The organism is Vibrio sp. 10N.261.46.E11 (genome assembly GCF_041472735.1).
Lineage (GTDB): Bacteria > Pseudomonadota > Gammaproteobacteria > Enterobacterales > Vibrionaceae > Vibrio.
In genome coordinates this window covers 21,762-29,123 of sequence record NZ_JBFRQW010000023.1, presented here as the reverse complement: position 1 = coordinate 29,123, position 7,362 = coordinate 21,762, and the positions used below count along the sequence as shown (strand labels likewise).

The window sequence follows — 7,362 nt, the reverse complement described above, 5'->3', positions numbered from 1 at the left end:
CCAATCGTTAGCAAACCAATAGCTAGTAACAGCTCAGCAGCTGATTTACCGCAAGGCCTACAAACGCTACAACATATCCTATTGGGAACACAGCATTGGACTATTGCTGGTAAGCATCAAAACTGGTCCTGGGTCAATAACGCCCAAACAGGTGCACTGAAATGAGCAAAGTAGGCCAATGTTGGCGAGTATTCGCAACGGGGCTCTGCTTTACCATCTTTGGTTTGGGAGGCTTAGTCTTAAGCTTCTTAATCTTACCTTCGATCGCCCTAACGACTCGTAATGTCATTGAGAGAGAGCTCAAAGCACAACGATTAATCCGTTTCTCATTCAATGCATTCTGCCAAATAATGAAGTTCACTGGGGCTATTGACTACCGAATTGATGGCGCCGAACTGCTGCGCGAAGATCGCAACTGCATCATCGTCGCTAATCACCCAAGCTTGATTGACTACGTGTTGATCGCCTCTCAACTTCCTCAATGTGATTGTCTTGTTAAAGCGGCAATATGGGAAAACCCGTTTATGAAGAGGATTGTCAAAGCAGCGGGATACATACCCAACCAAACCCCTGACGATCTTTTAGAACGCTGTGAAGAACGCTTTTCGCGTGGCAATGTATTGTTAGTTTTCCCTGAAGGAACTCGCACAACGCCAGGAATTGAACCATCCTTACAACGTGGTGCGGCACAAATTGCCACACGAACACAAACCAACTTACGCGTGATTCATATTACAGTTTCTCCGACATTCTTAACAAAAGAGAAAAAATGGTATCAAGTTCCTGCCACTAAACCCTTTTTTCATATCGCAGTGAAAGGTAAAATAGACGTCGCACCCTTTATTGAGAATTCAAATAACTTAACTTCGGCAGCAAGGCGCCTCAATCAACACCTTGCACAGACTATTTTTCCTTCCGAAGAAAATATTTAGCTCATCAATAAAACAACTGGTGATATCAGCGTTTCGAAAATACATCACATAATGTAGAATCGCCCCCCTTGAAGTAGCATTTAGATAAAGTACTAAGTAGGCCTAAGTGGAAACATTACACAACGAACTAAAACAACTGATTATCGACGCACTGAATCTTGAAGATATGAGCATTGATGAAATTGAAACGGAAGCACCACTGTTTGGTGATGGACTTGGATTAGATTCTATCGATGCCCTTGAGCTTGGCCTTGCTATCAAGAAAAAGTACAACATTGTTATCGATGCCGACGATTCAAACACTCGCCAGCATTTTGCATCGGTTGAAAACCTAGCTAACTACATTTCATCTAAAACGAACAACTAGACAGATCTTTATGACACAAGCTAACCAACAAGAAGTATTCAACCAGGTTAAAGATGCGCTTATCGAGCTGTTTGAGCTTGATGCTGAAGATATCACTCCAGAAGCACACCTTTATCTCGACCTCGACCTCGACAGCATTGATGCCGTTGATTTGGTCGTTCACTTACAGAACGTTACAGGTAAGAAGATCAAGCCTGAAGAGTTCAAAGCAGTACGCACCGTTAATGACGTTGTCGAGTCTGTGGTTGAACTATTGAAGGACGCATAATGCGTCCTCTGCTGACTTTACTGTCGGCAATCATACTTTTCACTTATCCAATAGCGGTTTACTTTGGACTCAACAAGTTTGGCCTACAAACCGTTGGTATTGTCTTAGCCGCTATTTTTGCTGTCCGCATTTTCACCGGTGGTCAGGCTAAAATCAAAGAGCTAAAACACCTAGCTTGGATCAGCGGAAGTGCCGGAATTGTTCTGCTGGCATTAGGGTTAACCTTCAAACAGCACGGCTGGCTAACTTATTACCCCGTCATCGTTAATGTTTGTATGCTGGTTGTGTTCGCCTTGAGCCTATGGCAACCGCAAACGATTATCGAGCGGCTTGCTCGCCTCCAAGAGCCAGAACTTCCACAAAGTGGCGTTGATTACACACGAACAGTCACCAAGGTTTGGTGTCTGTTCTTTGTTATTAATGGCTCTATTGCCCTTTATACCTGCTTCCAACCTCTTGAAATATGGACCCTATACAATGGCTTACTCAGCTATCTGTTTGCAGGGTTGCTCTTTGCAGGAGAGTGGGTAGTAAGACAGCGCATTCGTCAGAGTTAAATCGTTATGACACAAACCGTCTCTTACACTTCCTTGTCTGAACTTCTCAGTCAGAACAGATCGCCTGATTCTATTGTCTGCTTTGACGACAATAGCGAGATTTCGTGGCAAACATTTAACGACGACTTATCTCAACTCGTACAGCTTTTATCTTCATCCCCTTTTCAACGAGTTGCGATTTGCACCCAAGACAGCTACCTGTTTTCAGTGGCCTTCTTAGCGTGCGCAGTCAGCAACAAACACATCATCTTACCGGGTAACTACCAACCTTTTGCGCTTGCCGAGTTGAGTGAGCATTTTGATAGCCTGTTAGTTGATGATTCTATTGGGGCCGTTGAGGTTTGTGAGGTTAGTAATGTCCAAACACTACTGGACTCAAACACCGAAGAACAAAAGCCTCTAACCGATGAGCTTACGACCATTGATTTGGCAACAATCCAATTGACCCTATTTACTTCAGGCTCAAGCGGTACACCAAAGGCCATTCATAAGACCTTAGAACATCTCGATATTGAAATCGCTCAGCTAGATAAAAACTGGGGCGCCTTGCTTAAAGACAACCAAGTCCACAGCACTGTCTCACACCAACATATCTATGGTCTGTTGTTTCGAATCTTATGGCCGCTTTGTTCTGGAGTTCCATTTTCTCGAAACAATCTTGAGTACCCAGAACAGATCTTGTCTCACGTAAATCAAAACTGTGTGCTGATCAGCAGCCCAGCTCTACTCAAACGATTAAAACACGAGTCTAAGTCTACACATCTAGCTGGTGTGTTCTCTTCTGGTGGCCCATTGCCTACCGAGTCAGCTCATCAATCACGAGATCTGTTTGGCCACTTACCTACCGAGGTGTTTGGTAGCACTGAAACCGGTGGTATAGCATTTCGCCAGCAAGAGAGCGCGCAAACGCCTTGGCAGCTGTTTGACTGTATTGAGGCTAGTCTCAATAGTGAGAGTTGCATTAAGTTATTGTCGCCGTACATCGACAAAAATAACTGGTATCAAACCGCCGATGAGTGCGAAATGGTCTCGAATAATCAATTTATATTGAAAGGCCGAACCGACCGAGTGATCAAGATAGAAGAAAAGCGAGTATCACTAGTTGAAGTAGAGAAGAGACTAGAGCAACTGCCTTGGATCAGCGAATGCGTGGTCATTCCATTTGAAGAACCTGAGCGCTTAATTTTGGCGTCCGTTTTGGTATTATCTGATGAAGGCCAAGCCGCTCTATTAACCATGAGTAAAGGTAAATTTTGGTTGATGCTGCGTACAGAGCTCAGAAAATGGTTAGAGCCAATAGCAATCCCAAGAAAGTACCGTATTGTCGATGAGATTCCCCTTAACAGCCAAGGTAAGCGATTAACATCTCACATAGAACAGCTAATAAAATCATAGAAACCGCTGATCGTATTTTACACTGAGATTATCTTTTTATATTTTTGTCAAAGAACCAATATTTGCTCAAGGATTCTAAGCACGCCCTATGGATAAAAGAAAACCAAACATCATTGCTGTAAACACGGTAGAGAATGAATCAACCCTGACACTCCATGTTAGCGCAGATATCACCGACTTTAAGGGGCACTTCAAGAGCTTCCCTATCCTTCCGGGCGTCACGCAAATCGATTGGGCACTTCACTATGCAATTGAAGAGCTGAACGTTCCTAGTTACTTTAAAGGCATGGAGGTCATCAAATTCCAAGAACCTATCCTGCCTGATGCTACAATCCAGCTATCACTCAAATGGGATGCTGACAAAGACAAGCTGAGCTTCAGTTACACCTCAAACAACGGTGAACAGACCCACTCTTCAGGCAAAATGAAGCTGGGAGAGAAAAGTGAATAGCACTCCCGTCGAGGCTGCTTCTCAACACCACACAAAAGAAAGCAGCTACAAGGCTTGCTTCCTTATCCCGTGCTTTAACCACGGCGAAACCATGCCGGCTGTGGTGTCGTCACTCCATCATTTTGAGTTACCGATCATCATCGTTGACGATGGCAGTGAACTCACAACAAAACAGTTTCTGTCTCCCCTAGCAGAGAATTCAAACGTAACCTTGGTGACGCTTGAACAGAACCAAGGTAAAGGCGGTGCCGTAAAGGCTGGCATCAAACGAGCACAGGAGCTCGGCTTTAGTCATGCCATTCAGATTGATGCTGACGGTCAACATGACCTAGACGCCCTACCCGCATTAATCGAAGCGTCACAAGCTAAGCCCCAGCGCCTGATCTCAGGTCAGCCTGTCTATGACGATAGCGTCCCGAAGGCAAGGCTCTACGGGCGCTACGCGACACATATTTGGGTGTGGATAGAAACTCTATCTCTCTCGATTAAAGACAGCATGTGTGGCTTTAGGGCGTATCCAATCGATAAGACACAAACAGTACTGAATAAATACGATGTCGGTTCGAGAATGGACTTCGATATCGAGATTCTGGTTCGCCTATACTGGGAAGGTTGCGACATTGACTTCATTGAAACCCAAGTTATCTACCCTGAAAATGGTGTCTCTCATTTCGATGCGCTGTGGGACAACGTAAAAATCAGTTGGATGCATACGCGACTGTTTTTCGGTATGCTGCCAAGAGCCCCTAAGCTGATTGCTCGTCACTTCAAATCAGATTCTGAAGATCGCCCAACGACTTCGACACAATTTTCAGAAAACCATCAGTCTCAGCAGACATCTAAGAACACTGAGCAGCTCCATTGGTCCAGAACTAAAGAGCGCGGCACAGTACTCGGCATCAAACTGTTGTTAGCAGTGTACTCACTACTGGGCAGGGGTGTATTCAACCTAATTTTGCGCGGTGTGATGCGTTACTACCATTTGACAGGCAAGCACGCGCGAAACGCTTCTGAGCAATACCTATTCCAGCTTAAGACATACGCAGAGCAACAGAATATTGAATTGCCCGTTGAATTAACCAGTTATAATCACCTGCTTTCGTTTGGGCATACGATGCTCGACAAGCTTGCGGCATGGAAAGGCGATTTCTCAGTAGAGAACCTCACTATTCATGGCCAAGACCAATTCGAAAATATGGTGGCAAACCAACAAGGTGTACTGATTTTAGGCTCACACCTAGGCAACATTGAATTGTGTCGCGCTTTAGGTCGCAGACACTCGAACATCAAAATCAATGCTTTGGTTTTTACAGAGCACGCTGAGCGTTTTAACTCTGTGATGAAAGCAGTAAACCCGCAGTCTGACTTAAACTTGATTCAAGTGACTTCAATGGGGCCTGATACGGCGATCTTGTTACAACAGAAGTTGGAGCAAGGCGAGTGGATTGTGATTGTTGGTGATAGAACTTCAACCAGTAAAGAGAGCCGCTCGGTATGGGCTGAGTTTTTAGGTAAGGAAGCTCCGTTTCCTCAAGGACCATTTATGTTGGCCTCGATTCTCAAAGCACCCGTATTTTTGCTGTTTGGTTTACGTGATGACTCACAATCTAAACCGCACTTTAATGTCTATTTTGAGCATTTTAGCGACAAAATCGAGCTGCCTAGAAAGACACGCGAACAATCTTTAAAGCAAGTCGTGCAACAATACGCAGACCGACTTCAGCACTACACACTGAAAGCACCGCTTCAGTGGTACAACTTTTTTAACTTTTGGACATTGAGCAAGCACCATGACGAAAAAAAATCCAAATAGCATCACCTTTGGTGCCGAACGCCTCACGATTGAGGATGTTGTCGCTATTTCACAAGGCGCAAAAGCCTCGATGAATTCAAGTAATGAGTTCACATCAAAGATCGACCGCGGTGTTGCTTTTTTAGAACGCCTATTGAAAGAAGAAGGCGTGATCTATGGTGTAACAACGGGCTACGGTGATTCATGTACCGTTGCGATTCCGCCAAACCTTGTTGACGAATTACCACTGCATCTAACGCGCTTTCATGGCTGTGGTTTAGGCGAAATACTGTCGCATGAGCAAGCTCGTGCCGTATTAGCGACACGCTTGTGTTCTTTATCACAAGGTGTCTCTGGTGTGACTCATGATTTACTCAACCAGATCGTAACCCTGATTAACCAAGACATCTCACCGCGTATTCCTCAAGAAGGATCAGTTGGTGCCAGTGGCGATTTAACGCCGCTATCTTATCTGGCGGCTGCACTGATTGGTGAGCGCGATGTCATCTACAAAGGCGAGGTTCGCCCTACTAGTGACGTCTACAAAGAGCTAGGCATTAGCCCTATCAAACTTAAGCCAAAAGAAGGCTTGGCATTGATGAATGGCACATCAGTGATGACAGCGCTGGCTTGTATTGCCTACAAACGTGCAGAATACCTAGCTCAGTTAACGACTAAGATCACCGCAATGGTGTCTGTGGGTATGCAAGGCAACGATTTCCACTTCGATGAAGCGCTGTTTGCAGTGAAGCCTCATCCGGGTCAACAGCAAGTTGCTGCATGGCTACGTGATGACTTACAAGCAGATCGCCCACCACGTAATAGTGATCGCCTACAAGATCGATACTCTCTGCGCTGTGCTCCACATGTTATCGGTGTGGTTCAAGACTCTCTACCTTGGCTACGTCAAATGATTGAGAACGAGCTCAACAGCGCTAACGACAACCCAATTATCGATGGCGATAATGAACGTGTACTGCACGGTGGTCACTTCTACGGGGGTCATATCGCAATGGCCATGGACACATTAAAAACAGCGGTAGCCAACCTAGCAGACCTACTTGATCGCCAAATGGCGCAGCTGATGGATTACAAGTTCAACAACGGCTTGCCCTTCAACCTAACGGGTGCTGAAGGCGAACGTAAACCAATCAACCACGGTTTCAAAGCAGTACAGATTGGCGTTTCAGCTTGGACAGCAGAGGCATTGAAACACACCATGCCAGCAAGTGTGTTCTCTCGTTCAACCGAGTGCCACAACCAAGACAAAGTCAGCATGGGCACCATTGCGGCTCGTGACTGCTTACGCGTTCTTGAACTGACTGAGCAAGTTGCAGCGGCATCACTTCTGGCGGGTACACAAGCCCTTGAGCTTCGTAAGCGCCACAATGAGCTTGATGAACATCACATGAGTGAAAATCTGAAGCACATTCGTGACGAAGTACTCAAAGAGTTTGAATTTATCGTAGAAGATCGACCACTTGAAAGCGATCTACGCCACTTTATTTCTCGTATTCAAAGTCAGCATTGGTCACTTTACTCATAGAGTAGTTAACCTCATAGAGCAGTTAACTTCATAAAGTAGCTAACCCTTTACGCA

General features: G+C 45.2%; 8 protein-coding genes and 1 pseudogene. All 9 read left to right on the top strand.

Features of this window, described 5'->3' with window-relative positions:
- Window positions 1–165: pseudogene (locus AB4407_RS20915) on the top strand (3-oxoacyl-ACP synthase); the annotation flags it as partial.
- Window positions 162–932 (top strand): lysophospholipid acyltransferase family protein, encoded by a 771-nt coding sequence (locus tag AB4407_RS08180; RefSeq protein WP_372120160.1) that lies wholly within the window; start codon window positions 162–164, stop codon window positions 930–932. The pseudogene AB4407_RS20915 and the gene AB4407_RS08180, both read left to right, overlap by 4 nt.
- A 106-nt stretch (window positions 933–1,038) precedes the next feature.
- Entirely contained in the window at window positions 1,039–1,299 is a 261-nt protein-coding gene (locus tag AB4407_RS08175) for a phosphopantetheine-binding protein (RefSeq protein ID WP_009848590.1), read from the top strand.
- Between the two features lie 10 nt (window positions 1,300–1,309).
- The gene (locus AB4407_RS08170) at window positions 1,310–1,567 is read left to right on the top strand and encodes an acyl carrier protein (RefSeq protein WP_009848591.1); all 258 of its coding nucleotides are present in this window, start codon (window positions 1,310–1,312) and stop codon (window positions 1,565–1,567) included.
- Window positions 1,567–2,124, top strand: coding sequence for a septation protein IspZ (locus AB4407_RS08165; RefSeq protein ID WP_269337348.1), 558 nt, complete (start codon window positions 1,567–1,569; stop codon window positions 2,122–2,124). The genes AB4407_RS08170 and AB4407_RS08165 overlap by 1 nt, the downstream gene beginning before the upstream one ends.
- A gap of 6 nt (window positions 2,125–2,130) precedes the next feature.
- Window positions 2,131–3,519, top strand: a complete 1,389-nt coding sequence (locus AB4407_RS08160; RefSeq protein WP_372120158.1) for an AMP-binding protein — start codon at window positions 2,131–2,133, stop codon at window positions 3,517–3,519.
- 88 nt (window positions 3,520–3,607) lie between these two features.
- Window positions 3,608–3,970, top strand: a complete 363-nt coding sequence (locus AB4407_RS08155) for a 3-hydroxyacyl-ACP dehydratase (protein WP_372120156.1) — start codon at window positions 3,608–3,610, stop codon at window positions 3,968–3,970.
- The gene (locus AB4407_RS08150) at window positions 3,963–5,783 is read left to right on the top strand and encodes a glycosyltransferase (protein WP_372120154.1); all 1,821 of its coding nucleotides are present in this window, start codon (window positions 3,963–3,965) and stop codon (window positions 5,781–5,783) included. The genes AB4407_RS08155 and AB4407_RS08150 overlap by 8 nt, the downstream gene beginning before the upstream one ends.
- Window positions 5,761–7,308: a histidine ammonia-lyase gene (gene hutH, locus AB4407_RS08145; protein ID WP_372120152.1), complete on the top strand. Its 1,548-nt coding sequence runs from the start codon at window positions 5,761–5,763 to the stop codon at window positions 7,306–7,308. Before AB4407_RS08150 ends, hutH begins: the two co-directional genes overlap by 23 nt.
- The last annotated feature ends 54 nt before the right edge of the window (window positions 7,309–7,362 follow it).